General features: G+C 44.7%; 18 protein-coding genes and 2 pseudogenes. 5 read left to right on the top strand and 15 right to left on the bottom strand.

What is annotated here, in order from left to right; genetic code table 11:
- Positions 1 to 75 precede the first annotated feature (75 nt).
- The 4 genes and pseudogenes from MKX46_RS00625 to MKX46_RS00610 all read right to left on the bottom strand — a co-directional run bounded on the left by MKX46_RS00625 (position 76) and on the right by MKX46_RS00610 (position 4,709).
- Complete coding sequence (locus MKX46_RS00625; protein WP_029519069.1) at positions 76 to 1,056, bottom strand: S8 family peptidase; 981 nt, start codon at positions 1,054 to 1,056, stop codon at positions 76 to 78.
- Positions 1,057 to 1,257: 201 nt separating this feature from the next.
- Entirely contained in the window at positions 1,258 to 2,652 is a 1,395-nt protein-coding gene (locus MKX46_RS00620) for an MATE family efflux transporter (RefSeq protein ID WP_029519068.1), read from the bottom strand.
- A 77-nt stretch (positions 2,653 to 2,729) separates the two neighbouring features.
- Positions 2,730 to 2,888 (bottom strand): annotated as a pseudogene (locus tag MKX46_RS00615) (metallothiol transferase FosB); the annotation flags it as partial.
- Positions 2,889 to 3,320: 432 nt separating this feature from the next.
- On the bottom strand, positions 3,321 to 4,709 hold the full coding sequence (locus tag MKX46_RS00610) for an MFS transporter (RefSeq protein ID WP_039273459.1): 1,389 nt from the start codon (positions 4,707 to 4,709) through the stop codon (positions 3,321 to 3,323).
- Positions 4,710 to 5,015: 306 nt separating this feature from the next.
- On the opposite strand from MKX46_RS00610, the gene MKX46_RS00605 reads away from it, so the two are divergent.
- Positions 5,016 to 6,029: a LacI family DNA-binding transcriptional regulator gene (locus tag MKX46_RS00605; protein WP_165147398.1), complete on the top strand. Its 1,014-nt coding sequence runs from the start codon at positions 5,016 to 5,018 to the stop codon at positions 6,027 to 6,029.
- A gap of 112 nt (positions 6,030 to 6,141) precedes the next feature.
- Positions 6,142 to 6,419, top strand: a pseudogene (locus MKX46_RS00600) (MFS transporter); the annotation flags it as partial.
- 37 nt (positions 6,420 to 6,456) lie between these two features.
- On the opposite strand, the gene MKX46_RS00595 reads toward MKX46_RS00600, so the two are convergent.
- Both MKX46_RS00595 and murI read right to left on the bottom strand, forming a co-directional pair.
- Positions 6,457 to 7,320 carry an aminoglycoside phosphotransferase family protein gene (locus MKX46_RS00595; protein WP_341070759.1) on the bottom strand — a complete coding sequence of 288 codons (864 nt, stop codon included), beginning with the start codon at positions 7,318 to 7,320 and terminating at the stop codon, positions 6,457 to 6,459.
- Between the two features lie 98 nt (positions 7,321 to 7,418).
- Positions 7,419 to 8,222 (bottom strand): glutamate racemase, encoded by an 804-nt coding sequence (gene murI, locus MKX46_RS00590; RefSeq protein ID WP_029519057.1) that lies wholly within the window; start codon positions 8,220 to 8,222, stop codon positions 7,419 to 7,421.
- A gap of 291 nt (positions 8,223 to 8,513) precedes the next feature.
- On the opposite strand from murI, the gene MKX46_RS00585 reads away from it, so the two are divergent.
- A complete protein-coding gene (locus MKX46_RS00585) occupies positions 8,514 to 9,140 on the top strand; it encodes an FMN-dependent NADH-azoreductase (RefSeq protein WP_029519056.1) in 627 nt (208 codons plus the stop codon).
- Positions 9,141 to 9,287: 147 nt separating this feature from the next.
- On the opposite strand, the gene MKX46_RS00580 is transcribed toward MKX46_RS00585, so the two are convergent.
- The 8 genes from MKX46_RS00580 to zwf form a co-directional block, all read right to left on the bottom strand.
- Positions 9,288 to 9,797 (bottom strand): hypothetical protein, encoded by a 510-nt coding sequence (locus MKX46_RS00580; RefSeq protein WP_029519055.1) that lies wholly within the window; start codon positions 9,795 to 9,797, stop codon positions 9,288 to 9,290.
- A gap of 173 nt (positions 9,798 to 9,970) precedes the next feature.
- The gene (locus MKX46_RS00575) at positions 9,971 to 10,126 is read right to left on the bottom strand and encodes a hypothetical protein (RefSeq protein ID WP_023988309.1); all 156 of its coding nucleotides are present in this window, start codon (positions 10,124 to 10,126) and stop codon (positions 9,971 to 9,973) included.
- Positions 10,127 to 10,615: 489 nt separating this feature from the next.
- Positions 10,616 to 11,701, bottom strand: coding sequence for a lactonase family protein (locus MKX46_RS00570; protein ID WP_029519053.1), 1,086 nt, complete (start codon positions 11,699 to 11,701; stop codon positions 10,616 to 10,618).
- A gap of 69 nt (positions 11,702 to 11,770) precedes the next feature.
- Positions 11,771 to 12,217: an OsmC family protein gene (locus MKX46_RS00565; RefSeq protein WP_028542408.1), complete on the bottom strand. Its 447-nt coding sequence runs from the start codon at positions 12,215 to 12,217 to the stop codon at positions 11,771 to 11,773.
- Positions 12,218 to 12,272: 55 nt separating this feature from the next.
- The gene (locus MKX46_RS00560) at positions 12,273 to 13,481 is read right to left on the bottom strand and encodes an MFS transporter (RefSeq protein WP_029519051.1); all 1,209 of its coding nucleotides are present in this window, start codon (positions 13,479 to 13,481) and stop codon (positions 12,273 to 12,275) included.
- A gap of 380 nt (positions 13,482 to 13,861) precedes the next feature.
- Complete coding sequence (locus MKX46_RS00555; protein ID WP_029519050.1) at positions 13,862 to 14,536, bottom strand: SOS response-associated peptidase; 675 nt, start codon at positions 14,534 to 14,536, stop codon at positions 13,862 to 13,864.
- A gap of 156 nt (positions 14,537 to 14,692) precedes the next feature.
- The gene (gnd, locus tag MKX46_RS00550; protein ID WP_029519049.1) at positions 14,693 to 15,586 is read right to left on the bottom strand and encodes a phosphogluconate dehydrogenase (NAD(+)-dependent, decarboxylating); all 894 of its coding nucleotides are present in this window, start codon (positions 15,584 to 15,586) and stop codon (positions 14,693 to 14,695) included.
- Positions 15,587 to 15,640: 54 nt separating this feature from the next.
- Positions 15,641 to 17,143 (bottom strand): glucose-6-phosphate dehydrogenase, encoded by a 1,503-nt coding sequence (gene zwf / locus MKX46_RS00545; protein WP_341070758.1) that lies wholly within the window; start codon positions 17,141 to 17,143, stop codon positions 15,641 to 15,643.
- A 290-nt stretch (positions 17,144 to 17,433) separates the two neighbouring features.
- Between zwf and MKX46_RS00540 the strand changes: the two genes are divergently transcribed.
- Positions 17,434 to 17,754, top strand: coding sequence for a winged helix-turn-helix transcriptional regulator (locus tag MKX46_RS00540; protein ID WP_007430161.1), 321 nt, complete (start codon positions 17,434 to 17,436; stop codon positions 17,752 to 17,754).
- Positions 17,755 to 17,896: 142 nt separating this feature from the next.
- On the top strand, positions 17,897 to 18,226 hold the full coding sequence (locus MKX46_RS00535; protein ID WP_341070756.1) for a hypothetical protein: 330 nt from the start codon (positions 17,897 to 17,899) through the stop codon (positions 18,224 to 18,226).
- 10 nt (positions 18,227 to 18,236) lie between these two features.
- On the opposite strand, the gene MKX46_RS00530 is transcribed toward MKX46_RS00535, so the two are convergent.
- Positions 18,237 to 19,160 carry an NAD(P)/FAD-dependent oxidoreductase gene (locus tag MKX46_RS00530; RefSeq protein WP_341070755.1) on the bottom strand — a complete coding sequence of 308 codons (924 nt, stop codon included), beginning with the start codon at positions 19,158 to 19,160 and terminating at the stop codon, positions 18,237 to 18,239.
- Positions 19,161 to 19,251: the final 91 nt, after the last annotated feature.

Raw genomic sequence — 19,251 nt, 5'->3', positions numbered from 1 at the left:
AGTTTTTCCTAAGATTTAAAATCCAAAAAAACGACTCTCCTTACAGGAGAGCCGCTATATATCCGAAGTTACGGTTTATTTAACCTTCAATGATCCTGCAGTTAGTATTCCTGCTACACGCTGTGCGTCGAAAATACGCGAGAGCTCCTCTACTGCCGTCAAGTACAATAGACCGTTGCCTTCCAGCTTAGGAGAATTGCCAAGTGGAATCGTGCGTTTGATGAGTTGTGCATATAATTCCGGTTCGGTGAGATCACGCTCAAAGCTCGCACTTACCAGCTGCTTAATCAACGCCAATGCACCTGCTACGTGCGGAGTAGCCATCGAAGTTCCGCTAAAAGTCGCATATTTGCCGCCCGGAACGGTGGACAAAATATCTTCTCCGGGTGCAACCAAATCCACCTCATTATTAGAATTACTGAATTCTGAGGCGTGCCTGTCAAAATTGATAGCGCCTACGCTAATCACTTCATTATAGCAGCCGGGGTAGCCGAGCTCGTCCGTTCTGTCGTCACCGTCTCCCTCATTTCCAGCTGCACAGATGACCAAGATTTGGCTAGCTACAGCCTTTTTTACTGCTTCATGCAGCTCTGGCACATCTTCAGGACCGCCAAGTGACATCGATATGATATCTGCCTTTTGCTCAATCGCATAATAGATGCCTTGAATAATCCAGTCATATTGACCGGAGCCCTGCTTGTTTAGCACTTTGATGATGAGCAGGTCTGCCTCTGGAGCAACACCCACGACACCATCCGCATTTTCTGCTGCCGCAATGGTTCCTGCCACATGCGTGCCATGACCGTTATAATCCTTGAAAATTTCCGGATCACCTTGATCATCATCCGTGAAATTCCGTCCGCCAATAATGCGCGCCTTCAAATCAGGATGGTCCGAATCACAGCCCGTGTCCAGCACCGCCACCTTCACGCCTTGGCCTCGAGTCTGGTTCCATACCGCAGGAGCCTGAATCAGCTCTACACCTCGCGGTATTTCATTCACTTGTTGCTCCTGCTTGATCACTTGGTAAGGAATGATATGCACTTTACGTTCCATCCTATTCCCTCCTTCATGGATTCAATCGGAAACCACCCGTCTTTGAAACTATGAAACTTTGAAAACCTCTACTACATTCGAGGTTACTATATTCTAGCAATTTTTGAAAACTTTGAACATCCCCATTTTGCTTATTTTTGTAAAAAAACAGACATCCCCCAATTCACTTGGAGAATGTCTGTTGTAGGTTCTCTATCAGCCTTAGACGGATTCCGCCTGAAGTTCAGCCTTGGATAACAGCGATTTGTGCTGCCATTTCCGGCCCTTCCAGCGTAAATAGTGGAAAATGCCTCGTACCCACTCATCGCAGGCATGTGCAATCCACACACCCAGCACTCCATATCCCATATGAATGCCCAGCACATATGCTAACGGGATTTTAATCCCCCACATTGAAATTATGGCCATCATTAACGGGAACTGAACATCTCCTGCTGCTCGCAAGGAGTTAATGACAACATGATTAAACACTCGGCCCGGCTCCAGCAATATACAGAAAAGCAAAATCGCTGCCCCTAATTGAATGATCGCCGGCTCATCTGTAAAGATCGCCATCACTTCATATCGGAAAAAGGATACTACCACGATTACAGCAATCGTAATGATCAAAGACCATTTCAGGCTCCGTAAAAGTTGATGATAGGCCTTTTCCTTGTCTCCTGCTCCAATCAGGCGGGCAACAATAATTTCCGTCCCCTCCCCTACAGCCATTCCAAATACCATAAAAAAGTACACAATTGTATTCGAATAAAAATGGGTTGCGATTGCCGTTGTACCCATAAAGCTGACAAACCGGGTCACCATCATTTGGCTAAGCTGATAAGACAACCATTCCAGCCCGGCAGGAATACCAATCTTCAGAATGGCTACCAGCTTACTCCATTGTAGCTGTACATAATACCGGATGCGAATCGGCGCACTTACACGCTTGTACAGCAGTAGAAAAATCCAGACACATGCTACAACACGGCTAATAACCGTTGAAATCGCTGCTCCCGCCACTCCCATCTGCGGCAGACCAAACCAGCCATAAATGAGCAATGCATTTCCTGCAATATGTAAAATATTCATACCAATGCCCACGATCATCGTATCTTTAGTAAAACCATGCGATCGAATAACCGGACCTGCGGTTAGCATGAGCGCTTCCAGAAACAGCGAACCCCCTGCCAGCATCATATAAATCTCTGCATTTTCCTTAATCGTCGGAGTAATATGGTAAAAGGATAGCAAAAAATCCCGACTGACAATAAACATCAAGCTCAATGCCAGACCAAACACCAGATTAAAGGTTAGTGCCGAAGCCGTAACACGGCTTGCATCCACATGCTTTTGCGCCCCCAATAGCTGAGCAATGATCACACCTACACCAAGACCAAGCAGATTGAAAAGTATAATCGTAAATTCAATCAACTGTCTGGACACACCCACAGCCGATACAACCTCATCAGAAACATGGCTTAGCATGAACGTATCCACGCTACCCATCAAAATGTGAAACAACATCTCTATAAAGATCGGCCAAGTGATTGCAAAAACCGTCATCGTTTTAATGACTTGCGCTTGCTTGGAAGCGTTTTCCTGAGACAGTGACATCCTTTCGTATTCCTCCTAAATGCGAACCCAATCATTACTTACTTATTACTTATATCATTTATATCGATAACAATTACTCATTCAAAAAAAGTCATATGCTTTTTCATTTTATAATATTCCAGGCGGTCCCGCAATTGTCCTGTGTGGAATTCATACTTATGTCCGTCTGGATCTGTAAAATAGACTGGCCTTTTGTCCTGTTCATTCCGTTCTCGTCCGGACAAAATGATGACATTAAAAGTTCTCAGCTTGATAAGCGTGGTATTCAACATGATTCGATTGTCCATTGCAGAACGTCCTTCTTGTGGTTTTCGTTCAGGTAGACCTCGTTAAAATAATAATTTCTTATCAAAAAAAGACTATAACATCATCAAGATTGATGTTATAGTCCTTTTTTTAAAACTGGTCAAGAAAAAAACATCTTGGTTTTCATAGTTAAATTCTAGACTACCGCTCTTTAATTCAGCTAACGTTTCCTAAGCCTAAAGTATGGGCTTCTCAGACAATGAGCTTCATAAACTTAGTTGACCTACCTTGTAGTTCTGATAAATATGAGATTCAAAGAATAGAAACTGAAAAGGAAGCAAAGAATTCAGGAAAAATTTTAGTGGATAATGGTTTGAATACGGCTTCTTTCCACCATTTCTTCTCCATTTGCTTTCCTCTCCTTATTTAGCGTTTTTTAAGAATTCAAGCTCTTTGACAATACCGGGAAATAATTTATCTAGGTTGTAAAATGCCAGCAATACAATTTGCAGGGCAGCCAAGATAATTGGAACGTAGATAAACATGAAATGAATAGACGCTAGCGCTGTGGCACTGATTGTAGCTTGTCCACCAGCATATCCTCCCAATGCCAGTCCCCAACCGATGAGTGCCGCTCCGAAACCGCCTCCCGCTTTTGTGCCGAAACTACCCGCACTGTACACCAGTCCTTCGGTGCGCATCCCTGTCTTCCATTCGCCATACTCAATGGTATCTGACAACATGGCAAAGAAGGTTCCGAGAATAGCGGCATGTCCAAGCGCTTTAATAACGAGTCCCAGGCAGACCGCCATAAGACTTGCGGGACTGACGGCAATAACAAGCGATCCCACAATCAGGAGGATACTTCCGATAATGGATGAATTTCGTTTCCCGATCCGCTTGACGACGGGTGGCAATAACAGATAACCAAGCAGGGAAGGAAGGAGTAAGGATATGCCGAGCACCCCAATCAGATTGGCGTCTTTTAACACATAACGTGCGTAGTAAATATTCATACCTGTGCCCAGTGAGTTATTTATGAAATAGACCACAGCAAACCCAAGAATCAATTTCCAATACTTATTACGCATCAGCGCTCCAAAAGCACGTCCAAACGGAATTGGCTTCTGTACAACAGATGGAGTAACCCTTTCTTTGGTACTGAAGAAGGTAACGAGAAATAAGAAGGTTCCGAGCAAACCAAACAGAATAAAGGTGAAAATCCACCCCTTTTGACCGCCGCCGAACGACTTCACTAACGGAAGGGTGAAATAATTAATTAACAAGGCACCAATATTCGCCAGAGACATACGAAAAATATTAAGAAGAGAGCGCTGGTAAGAATCCTGCGTTATCATGGAATTAAGCACACCATAAGGGACATTAATGCTGGAATAGATAATGTTCATCAGCAGATAGGTAACGTAAATGTATAGAATAGTGATCGTCATATTTCCACTTGGAACCGTGAACAAGAGAATTCCAGACAACGCAAATGGCCCGGACATCCACAGTAACCAAGGACGGGCTTTCCCGTGTCTGCTCTTCGTTTTATCGATCAAAGCCCCAATCGCGACATCAATAAACGCATCCAGTACACGCGCAACTAGCATTAAAGTACCAATGACCCCGGCGCTGATCCCGATTACATCTGTGTAAAAGTAGGACAGAAAAGTCATTGCGGCGGCAAACAGCAACTGGCTGGCAAAATCACCGAATCCATAACCCATCTTTTCTTTCAGCGTAATATTTGAATCGGTTTGCTTTGAAGCCTCATTTCCCATTACAACAATATCGCTCGAACTTCTCATGCTCATGCTCCTTTTCCCTTGTTATTCTCTACAATCCCAAGCCATAAGGAAAACGTTTTCTTGATAATCAAAAAAACAAGCCGAAATACCTTGAATTCAGCTAGTTATTTGGTAAAAACAATCATTTATCTCCAGAAAATACTAGAAAACGTTTTCCGGAGTTGATTATACTCCCCCTATAAACCAAGGTCAAGCGCTTTCTTTGCTCTGGAATCTTTGTTAAACTCAATAAACTGATATAATAAATTCAATTGACTTTGAGAACCTTTTTCTAAATAAATACTTGCTTGAAAGTCGGTGTGTACAATGAAAATGACTATAAAAGATGTGGCTCGAATGGCCAACGTCTCCATTTCAACGGTTTCCAGAGTGATCAATAACAGCCAGACGGTGAACAGTGAAATACGCAAACGAGTTCTAGATGTCCTTGAAGCCACTCAATTCCGTCCAAATGCCATAGCGCGGACACTGGTAAAGAATAATACATCTCTGATTGGAGTACTTCTGCCCGAGATTAAAAACAATGTCTTTGATAACATGGTTGAAGGCATCAATCAAGTAGCGCATCTATACGGCTTCGATGTCATAATCGCCTTGTCAGGGGGGGACGCGGACTCTGAAATACACTATTACAATATGTTCCGTGAAATGCAGGCGAGCGGAATTATCATATCGGTAGACGGAATCCGGGATGCGCTATACGCGCTCATTGAAGCGGCGGGAATTCCCTGCATCCTTGTCGGACGGGATTTTCGAGACAAATCCATTCCTTCCGTACATGTTGACAACATAACGGCTGCTTTTGAAGCGGTAACTTATCTAATTCAGCAGGGACATCAGGATATCGCGATGCTGCGGGGAGCTGCGGGAGATATTTCAGTGGGCAGTCAGCGTTTTTTGGGCTATGAACAGGCATTGAAGGCCGCTCACCTGCCAGTACGTCCTGAACGTGTGTTGGAAAGCGGCTTTTCAGTTGAAGACGGCGTAACCTCTATGAGAAAACTTTATCATTCAGGCCCATTGCCCAGTGCGGTGTTCTGCGCGACGGACCGAATTGCCATAGGCGCTATGAACTTTCTGACCGAGAATGGGGTGAAAATACCTGAACAGGTCTCTTTCTTGGGATTTGACGACATTGATATGGCTACAATAATCCGGCCTAAATTGTCAACTGTCCGATATTCAGCATCCGAACTGGGCATGGTCGCCGCCCGCAATCTCATTAAGCTTATTAAAGGAGAGGAATTGGCGGCTGTCCACTGGTCCATATCGCATCAGTTAGAAATTCGGGACAGCAGTGTAAAACATGGGGTATCCTAATCTTTGCATGTTCCTACGCGGTTGCTGGAAGTGCTTCACCGGCTAGGATGGATTTTGTCAGCTCCGACGCTGAATAATGGAAACGTTCTCTTGCAAAGTTTTTCCCAAAAGAGCTTACTACATTCCCATGATTATAATAATAATTATATGGGGGGCTTTTTTTACCGGCGGCCTGATTGTAAGTCAAACTTGGTTAACTTCGGAGGCCTCAGAAGCACCTGAATTTGCTAATAGCTTGTTTGTCTCCTTTGCAAATTTAGGTGTCACGATTGGCACCACCTTAGGCGGATGGTTTCTATCACAGATGGGAACACACCTGATTACCTGGAGTGGAGTATTATTTCTGTGCTTGCATCTATCTGCATTGGGTTAAAAATCAAGTTTTTTGATGTACCGAAAAGAAAATATGATCCTTCCTTGTATGCTTTTATCCCTCTTCCTTACAGCGAATCCTGTTCAGCCAATAGGCCCACGCTTCTGTATATTGATCGAGATCTTCCGGATGATGACGAATGCAGGTGGCTATACGAAAATATAGTCCCAGTAACACTTCCCTGTTTAGCTCGTATTCCCCTGTCATCTCCGGCTCAAGCTTCTCTAAGGAAGGCAAAATGGTATCTATGGTCAGCCTATCCGGTGAAGAACAAAAGGCGTATATCAGATCATATAGGGGTTCTCCCACCACGGGATCAGGATCAATAATACCCGTCAATGTGCCATTTTCGTTAAACACAAAATTATGTACTCCACAGTCGCCATGAAGCAAATATTTAATATTCCGTTGCGGCGATCCAGCCACAAGGGTATGAACGAAACGATGATCCTCACGGGGTAAAATGTCTTGTATGATCTTTCCAGATTCCTTCGTTCTGTGCAGCAGAAAATCTTTCCATTCCACAAACGGGTGGTCCGGATAACCATAACGACGTTCCTCACCAAAAGGCTTATAGTGCGAGATCACCTCCGTCGCCAGATGAAGCAACAAATTGCTTTTGTTTCGTCCATGATACTGTGTGAGCCCTGACCTGAACGTGTATACCAAATAACGGTGCAACGGATCTACATAAACCAAACGCGATAGTTTCTCAATCTGTACATAGGTATGTAAAAACTCCGCCTCGGCTTTTACAATCGCATGATCATTTTGCTTAATCACATATCGAGGCCTGGTACCATCCATGACAACAACCACTTCGCTCGAAGTACCGCCGGTCAGCGGTTTGAGATTTTGCATATGGCCTTCAAGCACGCCTGCTGCATAAAGCTCATTCAGGATTAGTTGAACGTCCATTTCACGCCTCCCTCCGTGCGTCTGATCCACAATGCGGCTGGCGATTTTTTGGATAATTTCATTAAGATAATCCCACACGTTCGCCAGCCGCTCTTCTTTTAAAAATAAATCTTTTCATGCTCCGTATAGATTTCAAGCGCCCGCTCCATCTTACGCACATAGGCCTCATCCTGACTAGAACATAGAAATGTAATGTGTCCCGCCTGCGATGGACTGGATTTTGGCGAAGGTTCCAGCAAATTACGCTCAGACAACACCTGTTTCAACCGTCTAACTGTTCCCTGGCTCCCGTCAATTAACTGAATATGAGAAGGCAGTAGTTCCCTTAGAATTTCCTTATAAAAAGGATAATGAGTACATCCCAATACCACCGTACCATATATGTCGAGATTGAACGAAGACAACTCACGGTTAAAATATGCGGACATTTCTGCCCGGTCAAAATTCAACTGTTCGCAATAATGTACTAGCTCCGGCAGAGGTAGTGAGTCCACGCTCCCATGATCGTCAACTCTGGATACGAGTGCTGCATAACAAGATTGTTTCAACGTCAATGGTGTGGCTAACACCAGAACTCTTTTACCATTAGCCCGGTTCATCTCGACCGCTGGCTTCACAGCTGGCTCCATACCAATAATCGGAATAGGATATTCCTTCCTTAGCTCCGCAACCGCGATACTTGTAGCCGTATTGCAGGCAATCACCAGTGCCTTAACATCTTCTTTTAGAATCGTTTGCACTGAAGCCTTGACATAACCAAGCACCTCTTGGGGAGTTTTCGTCCCGTAAGGCACATGAAGGGTATCCGCCATGTATACAAAATTTTCGTTTGGCAAACGTCTTAGTGCCTCGGACAATACTGTAATTCCACCCAATCCTGAATCAAAAAAACCTATCTTCAAGCTACTCACCTTTTTTCATTCAACTATGGTGCCAAATATTGCTGGCACCATGTTCATTTCCTTCTTCGCCTACTTAAACTATTCTCTTCATTAGACTTTACATTTAAATTTTACCGCAAAACTGATATTTTGCAAAAGAAACACTTGAATTTTACAGTGTAAAAAATAAAGTAGCTTTTCAAAGTAAATTTAATATAAAAGCGTTGACAGATATTATCTTTATATTGTAATATTACATGGTAACTTACTAACTTAACTTACTTATTCAACTTACTTAGGGGGAAATAAATTATGTCTAAAGTATTATTTGTCAAAGCTAATGATCGTACAGCTGAAGAATCTGCAACAGTTAAATTGTATAACGCATTCGTGGAAAGCTACAAATCTTCCCACCCATCTGATGAAATCACTGAGCTGGACCTGTTCTCCGTCGAGCTTCCTTATTTGAACGCTAACATGATCAACGGCACGTTCAAATCCGCTAGAGGCATGGAGCTGAACGCAGAAGAAGCTCGCCTGGCAAACATCGCTAATGGCTACCTGGATCAATTCCTGGCAGCAGACAAAGTCGTATTTGCTTTCCCGCTCTGGAACATGACGATTCCAGCTGTACTGCATACGTACATTGACTACCTGAACCAAGCTGGTAAAACATTCAAATACACTGCTGAGGGTCCTGTGGGTCTTGTAACTGAAACTAAAGTAGCCCTGTTGAATGCAAGAGGCGGCGTTTATTCCGAAGGACCAGCTGCTGCAGCTGAAATGTCCTTGAACTTCATGAGTAACATTTTAACCTTCTTCGGCGTGAAAGACATCGTGAAGGTTGTACTGGAAGGACATAACCAAGCTCCAGATCAAGCACAAGAAATCGTTGCTTCTGCTGTACAACGTGCAGTAGACACAGCAAAATCGTTCTAATCATATATTATGAAGGGAAGAGGATATCCGCGCCCTATATGGGCTGGATATCCTCTTTTTTGTTATAAAATATAAAAACACGTGCTCCCCTGATCTGTAATCAAGTGAAGCACGTGTTTGTGATATGAGATTACGATTACTTCTATTTTAAGGAATGAATTGCTGCACGATTTTTACAACTTTACCGTCACGAAGCGTAACATGGTATGGAAATTGACTGAGGTCCAGAACGTCCTTTTTTGCAAAATCCTTCTCAAACTGTGTCAGCGGAATCGATTCGTTCCATTGTACGTCTGTATCTTCTATGTTACCCGTGTGATCATAAATCTGCACCTCTACCGAAGCATCTGGTGCAACCTGATACACGTCATTTTGCACGGAATTGTTTACGATGTAGTAGCCATCCGGCGCTCCATCCAATCCTGTATTTCCTTCATGCTCCACAAATGCTTTGTCTGCCGCCGCGCCTTCATACCATTCAATCGGGTCTGCCGACAAATAAATTTGTCCGTCACGAATCTCCATTTGGTTTATATATACGGTCTCCTGATTTTCAGCAGCTGCGACAGGCGTGTAGCCTTGCGCTGTTGCTCCTGCCGTCGTAATCAGCATCATCATTAAAGCCAATACGGTCCATTTCGAAGCTAGTTTCATCATGTCTGATCTCTCCTTGCCGTTTGGGTATGTACACGGTGTCTGTAAGCTTCATTACCCTTGTGTACTTATCATAAACGTTGCACGGTTAAAAAGTGTATCAGATACATAAAAAAGAAGTTACGATTTTTTAAGACTTGGTCTTAAAACTTGATAACATGTCCTATTTATCTTTGCTATCTTAATAACCCGACCTGACGTGCCTGTTCTTCGGTGAGAATAAACTCCTCATTTTGCCATACTTCGTCCTCTTTGGTTACAGCAAACATCCCCATGATCTCTGTCCATATTCCTTTGTCGACGGCTTCCTTTTGTGTAATGATAATTTTCATGAGAATTCCTCCTCCTGTAGAAATACATGCAATCCAACGCTGTCGATTTGTGTGGCCCACTACGCGAACAGATGGTAGGTCAAATATAATACTTTTATTTAAAGCCTCTACCTCTTATATGGAACTCACAATGCTTGTCCTAGATTTACATTATCGGAGTGCTTGAGGGCTTCTTGTCCCGCTTATAACATATGTACCCTTTTCCTACCGATATTATTCGTATCTTATTTGTAACCTTAAAATTTTAGTTTATTTTCGTAGTTAGTGACTTCTTTAGAAATGACTAAGCCCTAAAATAAAAACGGCTGTAGGTTATCCTACGAGCCGTTTTCACTAACAATTTTTCTATGCTTGGTTAATCTATTAGTACCATCAACATATACATATTCAATGGCTGTCAAAGCATTAAAGCAGCGGAGCGTTCGCCTTTGCCCCTGGATTTCTACCCTTGAACATACAAACAAGAAATCTGGGGGCATTTCCTAATTTTTATACAGAAAAGTAAAAAGGCTGTACGCATACTGGCTTGGACACGGTTACTTGTTGCCCGGTGTAGGTCAAGCGTCCACTTGCCTTGTCCACTTTGAACGTAACGATGTTATTGGTGTCGCGGTTGGCCACGAGCATATGGTTACCATTTGGAGTCAATGCAAAATGGCGTGGATGCTCTCCTTCGGCAGATACATGCTCCACCAATCTCAGCTTGCCAGTTGCTCCGTCTACAGCGTATACCACAATGCTGTCATGCCCACGGTTGGAACCGTACAGATAAGCTCCATCCTCCGAAATTGCAACTTCAGCAGTTGTGTTTTCACCTGTAAAGTCAGACGGCAATGTCGGTACGCTCTCAAGCTCAGTGAGCTTACCAGCCTCTGCATCATATGCAAAAGAAGTAATGGAAGAATCCACTTCGTTAATGACAAAAGCAAATTTACCATTTGGGTGGAACGTCAAATGACGTGGACCTGCACCTGCATGGGTTTTCGTTTCACCATGAAGCACCAGTTGTCCTTTGCTGTCATCAATGGTATAAACACGGATCAGATCCAGACCGAGATCTTGTACGAACAGGAAGCGACCATCTGGACTAAAGAAACTGGAATGTGGATGTGGACGATCCTGACGTTCAGGGTGCGCTCCTTTGCCCTCGTGCTGTTTAACATCCAGCAACTCACCAATACGTCCGTCCTCAGTCAGAGACACCAGTCCCACCATACCTCCGTGGTAGCTGACTACAATAAGGTAACGATCAGATGGATCACGCTGAATGTGGCAAGTTGTTGCACCCACGTTTTCCGCACGATTCAGCAATGTAAATGTTCCTTTAACTGGATCAATTTCGAAAGCAGAAGCTTCGCCTACTTTTGCTCCTGCAGCAGAAGTCGTCTCCCCAATGGAATACAGCTTCCGATTTTTGACGTCCACATTCAGGAATGTAGGATTTTTCAAGCCGGAGAACTCATCCTGTAGTGTAAGTGCTCCTGTCTGTTCATTAAAAGTATACGAATAAACTCCGTTACCTTCCAATTCGGCGTAAGAGCCTGCGAATACGAGCAATTTTTGTTGCGCTGTCATGGTTGTGTCCTCCTTGGATTAAAAAAATGATGGGCAATTAGAATGATTGCTCCTGTTACAGATATCGCTTTAAGAGGCGCGCTCCACCACGGGCTCTGTGGACAACGTCACATTTCCCGCTACAGCACGCGAGATCATGCATGAGGTTTCTGCCTGCTCTGCCAGTCGCAATGCTTGTTCGATCTGTGATTCTGTCGCATCGGCGGCCAATTGAACCTGCGGACGATGCACAATTCGGCGATATGTAAAAATATTGTTCGTTACATCGACAATCCCTTCGGATTCCAGCGCCAGTGACGCCACCGGGAGACTCGCGCGCTCCATCATCGCCGCCAAAGTAATCAAATAGCAGGTAGCGGCGGCACCGAGCAGCATTTCATCTGGATTGGTGCCCACACCAGGGCCTCCCATCTCGGCCGGGATCGAAATTGCAGTCCGCAACTGTCCAGCCTCAATACGACCGTCACTGTTGCGCCCCCCGTTCCAGTCTGCCTTGAGCAGAAAGGTATGCTCCATTTCAGGTCACTCCTCTCTCTTATATTATGAATCTTCACACAGGTGAATGTAAAGGTTAGTCAATCTCCTGATTTTTGGTTTCCGTACCCAGCAACCATACAGCCGCTGCTCCGATCAAGATAGCTACGAAGAAAATCACAAAGATAGATGGTAACACTACGCCCTGTCCTACGAGTATACCGACTGCAAAAGGCCCGATAACGCCTCCAATACGACCAAACGCAGCCGCCATACCCACACCGGTTGAACGGACGGCTGTCGGGTACAATTCTGGTGTATAGGCGTACATGGCTCCCCATGCACCGAGATTAAAAAAGGACAAGCAGATACCAGCAGCTAGCAGCATTCCCGCCGTTTCCGAGGTGCCAAACCAAATGGCAGACACGGCTGTGAGCAGCAAGTAGATGATCAGTACGAATTTGCGGCCCAGCTTTTCAATTAGATAGGCGGCGGTAAAGTAACCTGGGAGTTGGGCAAGCGTCATGATCAGCACATACTCAAAGCTTTTAACCAGTTCGAAGCCTTTCATAAACATAATGCTAGGTAGCCACAGGAACATGCCGTAGTATGAAAATACAACTGTGAACCATAAAATCCACAGCATCAGCGTAGACTTGCGATTAGGTCCCGACCAAATCGAAGCCAATCGTGCACGCAGCGGAAGTTTAACGCTTTGCAGCTTGTAACGCGGTGAATCATCAATAGCTCTACGCAGATAAAGAGCGTACAGCGCAGGTACTGCGCCGAGAATAAATGCCATTTGCCAACCATACTTTGGAATAACAAAATAAGCAATAAGAGCCGAAAGGATCCAGCCTGCCGCCCAGAAGCTTTCCAGCAGCACAACCGCTCTCCCTCGTTCTTTCACAGGCACTGATTCTGACACCAGCGTCGAAGCAACCGGCAATTCCCCGCCCAAGCCTGCACCAGCAATAAAACGCAGCACCAGCAGCATTCCGAGGCCTGTCGCCAAAGCTGATAAGCCGCTGGCAATAGAAAAGATCAACAATGTCCACACTAAAATGGCGCGTCTGCCGTAACGATCAGCCAAAATCCCCGCCATAGCGGCTCCGAACACCATTCCTATCGAATTCATTGCAGTCAGCAGTCCAATTTGCTCAGATCCCAGATGCCACTCCTTTGCCAACGCTGCGACTATAAATGAAAGCAGCCCTACATCCATAGCATCAAACAGCCAGCTAAGCCCTGCACTGAACAGCAATTTTCTTTTTTTGGCTGGTGGTAATGAAGTTAAGTCACTCATGATTCGCTCTCCCTTAAAAATATATCGTATGTAGACGTATATTCAGGTGTCTTGTCACCTGTATCCTAGCATCTATTGTACCGTAAGCTTCCTTAATCTGCGAGCTTTTTAACACAGAAAAAAACGGAAGATTGCCTACGGCAATTCTCCCGCCTTCTGGAACCTGCCACTTACCGGTTTTGGACCAGACCGATGATCGTCACCATGAGCACCAGCAGCTGGATGAGTGTATCGTTACTCATTCCAATCGCCTCCATCCCATATGAGATACTCCTTCGGCCGTTTCCCCTCTCCCCGGATCATGACGCTTGTTCCCCAATACATACCTATGCAGGTGGCGGGAAGCTTATGATCAATAATGGATGAAAATCTCCATACATTTAAGGTTTAATCCAGGACCACTGCAAATCCATTTCCTGAATACATTCACGGTTATCATGTTCATCATTGGCCACCAGCGGGGTCACTGGATAGATGTTCATGTCGCCTTGCTCATACGTGCGCAATAGAGGCAGCAGCTCATCTATGTTCTGGACAGACGGATCCAGCCATGAATCTATATGATCAGCTTCCAAAATAGCTGGCATGCGGGTATCGAATTCACGTATATCCGTATTAGCATGAACTGTCATCATCGTACAGGTGCGTAAAGGCTCCTTACGACTATCATGCCATACTTCATATAGCCCCGCGACCGCAAACATCTTCTGTTCCGGCAGTACCACCCTTACAGCACACATGCGTTTGCCTAATTTTCGCCAATAATAAAATCCATTGCATGGAATGATACAGCGTCGGGTTTCCGCCATCTTGCGATAACTCGGATTTACCCGAACCGTATTTAAGTCTGCATTGACACAATCCTTGCCCCAGTAGGGAATAAATCCCCAACGAAATTCATCAAGTACCCGCTCTCCATCCTGATGCAGCACAATTGGAACATGCTGAGTAGGACTCATGTTATAGCGTGTTTTGTAATAATACATCACCCGTTGTATACCAAAGTGATCCCTCACCTCATCTAAATCAGCCGATAACGAAAACCTTTTGCACATATGCTATTCACCCTTCCGCCTTTTTCACCTATTGTGCGGATATACAAGGAAAAATATGCATATGCAGGTTATGCAAAAATCCAATAAACGCCAAAACATATAGCAATATCCCCGCAGTTGTGAAGCTACGGGGATAGATACTAACTTATATTGTTATTACTTCTTTTCTACCGCGTGACCGCCAAATTCATTACGCAGTGCAGCAACCACTTTCCCGTTGAACGTGTCCGCATCAAGAGACCGGTAGCGCATCAGCAGGGACAAGGCAATAACTGGTGTAGCAGCCTGAATGTCCAACGCTTCTTCAACCGTCCATTTTCCTTCACCAGAAGAGTGCATAACCCCACGGATTTCGTCCAGGTTTGCATCTTTGGAGAATGCACGTTCAGTTAAGCCCATCAACCAAGAGCGGATAACAGAACCGTTGTTCCACACACGCGCTACTTGTTCATAATCAAAGTCAAAGTTGCTTTTTTCCAGCACTTCAAATCCTTCACCGATGGAAGCCATCATGCCGTATTCCACACCGTTATGAACCATTTTCAGAAAATGTCCGCTTCCGGATTTACCTGCGTACAAATATCCATTTTCCACTGCTGTGTCGCGGAAAACAGGCTCAACAACCGCCCAAGCTTCCGGATCGCCACCGATCATATAACAAGCGCCATTGCGTGCGCCTTCCATCCCGCCTGAAGTTCCAGCATCCATGAAGCTGATACCATGTTCTTTTAAGCGGGCATGACGAGCAATAGACTCTTTGTAATGAGAATTACCACCTTCAATAATGATGTCCCCTTTGGACAACATCGGTTGAAGCTGATCCAGCACAGAATCAACAATTTGGTGAGGAACCATGATCCATAATACTCTAGGGGATTGAGTTGCCTGTACAAGCTCTTCCAATGTAGAAGCACCTTTAGCTCCATAATCCTTCATTTCTTGGATTGCGGCTGCATTGACGTCGTAAGCGACAAGTTCATGCTTATGATCAATCAAATTTTTCCCGAGATTCAAACCCATTTTTCCCAAACCAATTAATCCTACTTGCATAGTAATGGCCTCCTGCCGTAGCAAACATATTTTGGATATACTTTCTTGTTACTGTTAAGAACGAACGACTGCTTTCTCAGAGCTTTCGGACTTTTCGTCCAGCCACCATGTAAAGCCTTGCTCCTCTAACATTTGATCTGAAGCTTCTGGACCGTAAGAGCCTGCTGCATACGTGTGTAGTGGAACCTCACCACGAGCAAAAGCTTCCAGTACAGGTTGAACCCACACCCATGAAAGCTCAACTTCGTTCCAATGAGCAAAAAAGGTGGAATCTCCGCGCAGTGCATCAAAGATGAGGCGTTCATAGGCTTCTGGTACATCCTTGGCCTCGGAATGATAATTCATCAGAACCGTTTCCAGTTGACCAGCGTTTAGCGGGTCTCTACTATTCAGACGCAGCGTTACCTTTTCATCCGGGTTAACATGGATGATCAGCAAGTTCGGGTCAGTCGGTTGCCCTTGAGCGGCATAAGGATCTGTGCTATCCTTTTTGAATTCCACGACGATACGAGTAGATTTTTCTTTCATGCGTTTCCCGGTACGAATATAGAACGGCACACCCGACCATTGTTCGTTGTCAATCCATAGGCGAGCTGAAATAAAAGTATCATTTTGCGAATCAGGTCCGATATCCGGCTCTTCTTTATAGGAAGGAACTGCTTTTCCGTTGATCTCACCGTTGGTATATTGGCCTCTAACCACGCTGGAAGCAATATCAGAAGGATCAAGTGCACGAAGCGCGTCCATAACCTTGCTTTTTTCGTCACGCACCTGGTCAGCCGTGACATGTCCCGGCTTGTTCATAGCCGCCATCATCAATACCTGCAGCATGTGATTTTGTACCATATCACGAATAGCGCCAGAGTGATCATAGTATCCTGCTCGCTCCTCTACTCCTACAGTCTCAGAAGCGGTAATTTGCACATTGGCGATGTACTGATTGTTCCATATCCCTTGAAGCAACGGATTAGCGAATTTTAAGGCTTCAAGGTTTTGAACCATAGGCTTGCCTAAGTAATGGTCAATACGATAAATCTCATCCTCAGCAAAGGTTCTACTCAGGCGATCATTCAACTCACGTGCGGATTCCAGATCGTGCCCAAATGGTTTTTCGATAATGAGCCGTTTCCAACCCTTTGTTTCAGCTAAACCACTCTCCCGAATATTGAGGGCAATCACATCAAAAAATTCCGGTGCCACCGATAAGTAAAACATGCGGTTCCCCGGAATTCCCAAGTCATTTTCACGTTGCTCAGCAAGCTGTAGCAGCTTTTTATAATCTTCCGGGTGGTTGACGTTCAATGCGCTGTAACGGAAAGCACTTAAGAACTGATCCATCTGTGCACGGTCTTCATTCACGTGTCTGGAAAAATCCTTAATGGATTGCTCTACATTACTTTGAAATTGCTCGTCTGCCACTTCACGACGCCCCATCCCAATTACAGAAAAGGAAGCCGGAATTTTACCTTCTACAAACAAATTATACAAGGCAGGGTAAATTTTACGTTTAGCCAAATCCCCTGTCGCTCCAAATAAGACAAATGTCATTGAATCCATGAATTATTCCTTCTTCCCATTATAAAGATGAGGTTATTAAAAGTTACCTGAGGAATTAACGTAACCCATAATACACCCAAAATAAGGGGCAAGTCAATCAAATTTTAGCAAAATCGTGAACATTCGATATATCCTGTAATGATAACGTTTTCTGTGGTATGATTGACGAAAGGAAAGAGAAAAAAATGTTAAATATGTCACAGTTGACACAAAGCGTTATAGTTACTATTGGTATACAGAGTTACTTTTAGTATACTGTTTAAAACAACAATGAAATTGAGGGGATTCAGATGAGCGACGACAGGCAGCCTAAGCTTTTGTGCGGTAAGGTGGAACAGTCCTTTCAGATCATCAGCAAAAAATGGACCGCTCTCATCATTCATACTTTGATGGAACATCCCAAACGATTTAGTGAAATTCACGTCTCCATACCCGATCTTAGCAAACGCATGCTGAACGAACGCATCAAGGAACTAGAGCTTTCCGGCCTGATCCTTCGCAATGTCATCACAGAGCGGCCTGTGCGTACCGAGTATTCGCTGACACGCAAGGGTAAAGAGCTAGGTGATGCATTGAATGGTGTGGAGAGCTGGGCCGAGAGATGGCTTTAACTTCTAACAGGAGATCGTCACACATGGTCTCCTGTTATTGTGTTACCCCATGTGGATCATAATACAGACTACAGTACGAAAATAATGGAACAACCACGCAGCAGCTCATGATTTCAGTCTGAGCCAAGGAAGGAAGAGAACGATGGCATTTGGCATTACCCGGCAGGAGCTTATGGCCTGGAAAAGAGAGGTCAGTCGTGGTGAAATTGCTTTTCTGACACATTACTGGCTGGATGATCGCTTTCCAGGCATTACAACCGTCACCAAGGTGGGATGTTCTGATTTGGACAAGCTGCGCTTATGGTGCAACCATAACGGATTGGACCCCCAATATATTCATCAACGTCAGGCCTATCCGCATTTTGATCTTATCGGCAACAAACAGACAGAAATTTTACGTAAGTACGGCATGAGCGATCAATTAAAACGCTTTGAACTTCATCTCCCAACGAGTATACGCCCATCGTTCTAAACCGCAGCTCTCAGAGCTGCGGTACTTTTGTTTTCATACCCGTTAATACCTTGTGTATCCAAATCGCTGACATAGCTCCTTCTCCCATCGCCACAGTCGCTTGCTCGGCATGAACTCCTAAGTCCCCGGCTACCCACACATTTTCCACATTTGTCATTTTGCTGCGAGGATGAGTTTCAATGTGCTTATTATGCAGCAGATGTACACCCAGTTGCTCTGCCAGCTCTGAATGAACATGATTGCTGCCAAAAGCTAAAAAGCCCCGCTCTGCTCGAACTACTTGTCCATCAGCCAGTCGCACTCCTTCAAAACAGCCCGGTTCTCCGGTTATAATCTCAGAAATAGCGGCTTCCTTATAGCCAATCCCTTTTTCCCACAGCTTTTCGCTCAGCTCGTCCGGCACCTCTGAACGCTCATGATTGACATATACAAGTTGATCGGTGCGCTCTGATAAAATCAGAGCCATGGAAGCTCCTGCTTTGCCAGCCCCCATGACGACCGTACTGCAATCCTGAACCTCATAACCGTCACAATCCGGGCACACATATACACTGTTGCCCAAGCAAGCTTGTAACCCATCCAGTTTTGGAAAACGATCCGTTAGCCCTGTCGCCAACAGCAGCGTCTTTGACGAATACATGGAGCCTTCCTCCACTTGAATGTCAAAAAGCTCATCCCTTTTGACGGCTTTGACCGCCTTTTCTTCAACAAACTCAGTTCCTAGTTTCGTAGCCTCGCTACGTCCACGCCGTCGCAGCTCTTCACCAGAAATTCCCTCAGGAAATCCCAAAATATTATGATATTGATGACACAGCGTAGACCGACCATAGCCGGAATCTATTACCAGCACCCGATGACTGCTGTATCTTCCCAATTGAATGGCTGCTTGCAAACCGGCAATTCCCCCGCCAACAATAATGCAATCATAGTTCATCACTTTTCCTCCTTTGAATGCGCGTTATCCTAGACAGCTGTATAAAACCGCAATCACATCTATGTAAACTTCTCATCCAATTTTAAACATA

This window comes from Paenibacillus sp. FSL P4-0113 (genome assembly GCF_038009305.1).
GTDB classification, from domain to species: domain Bacteria; phylum Bacillota; class Bacilli; order Paenibacillales; family Paenibacillaceae; genus Paenibacillus; species Paenibacillus polymyxa_D.
This window is presented reverse-complemented; position numbering and strand designations above follow the sequence as displayed.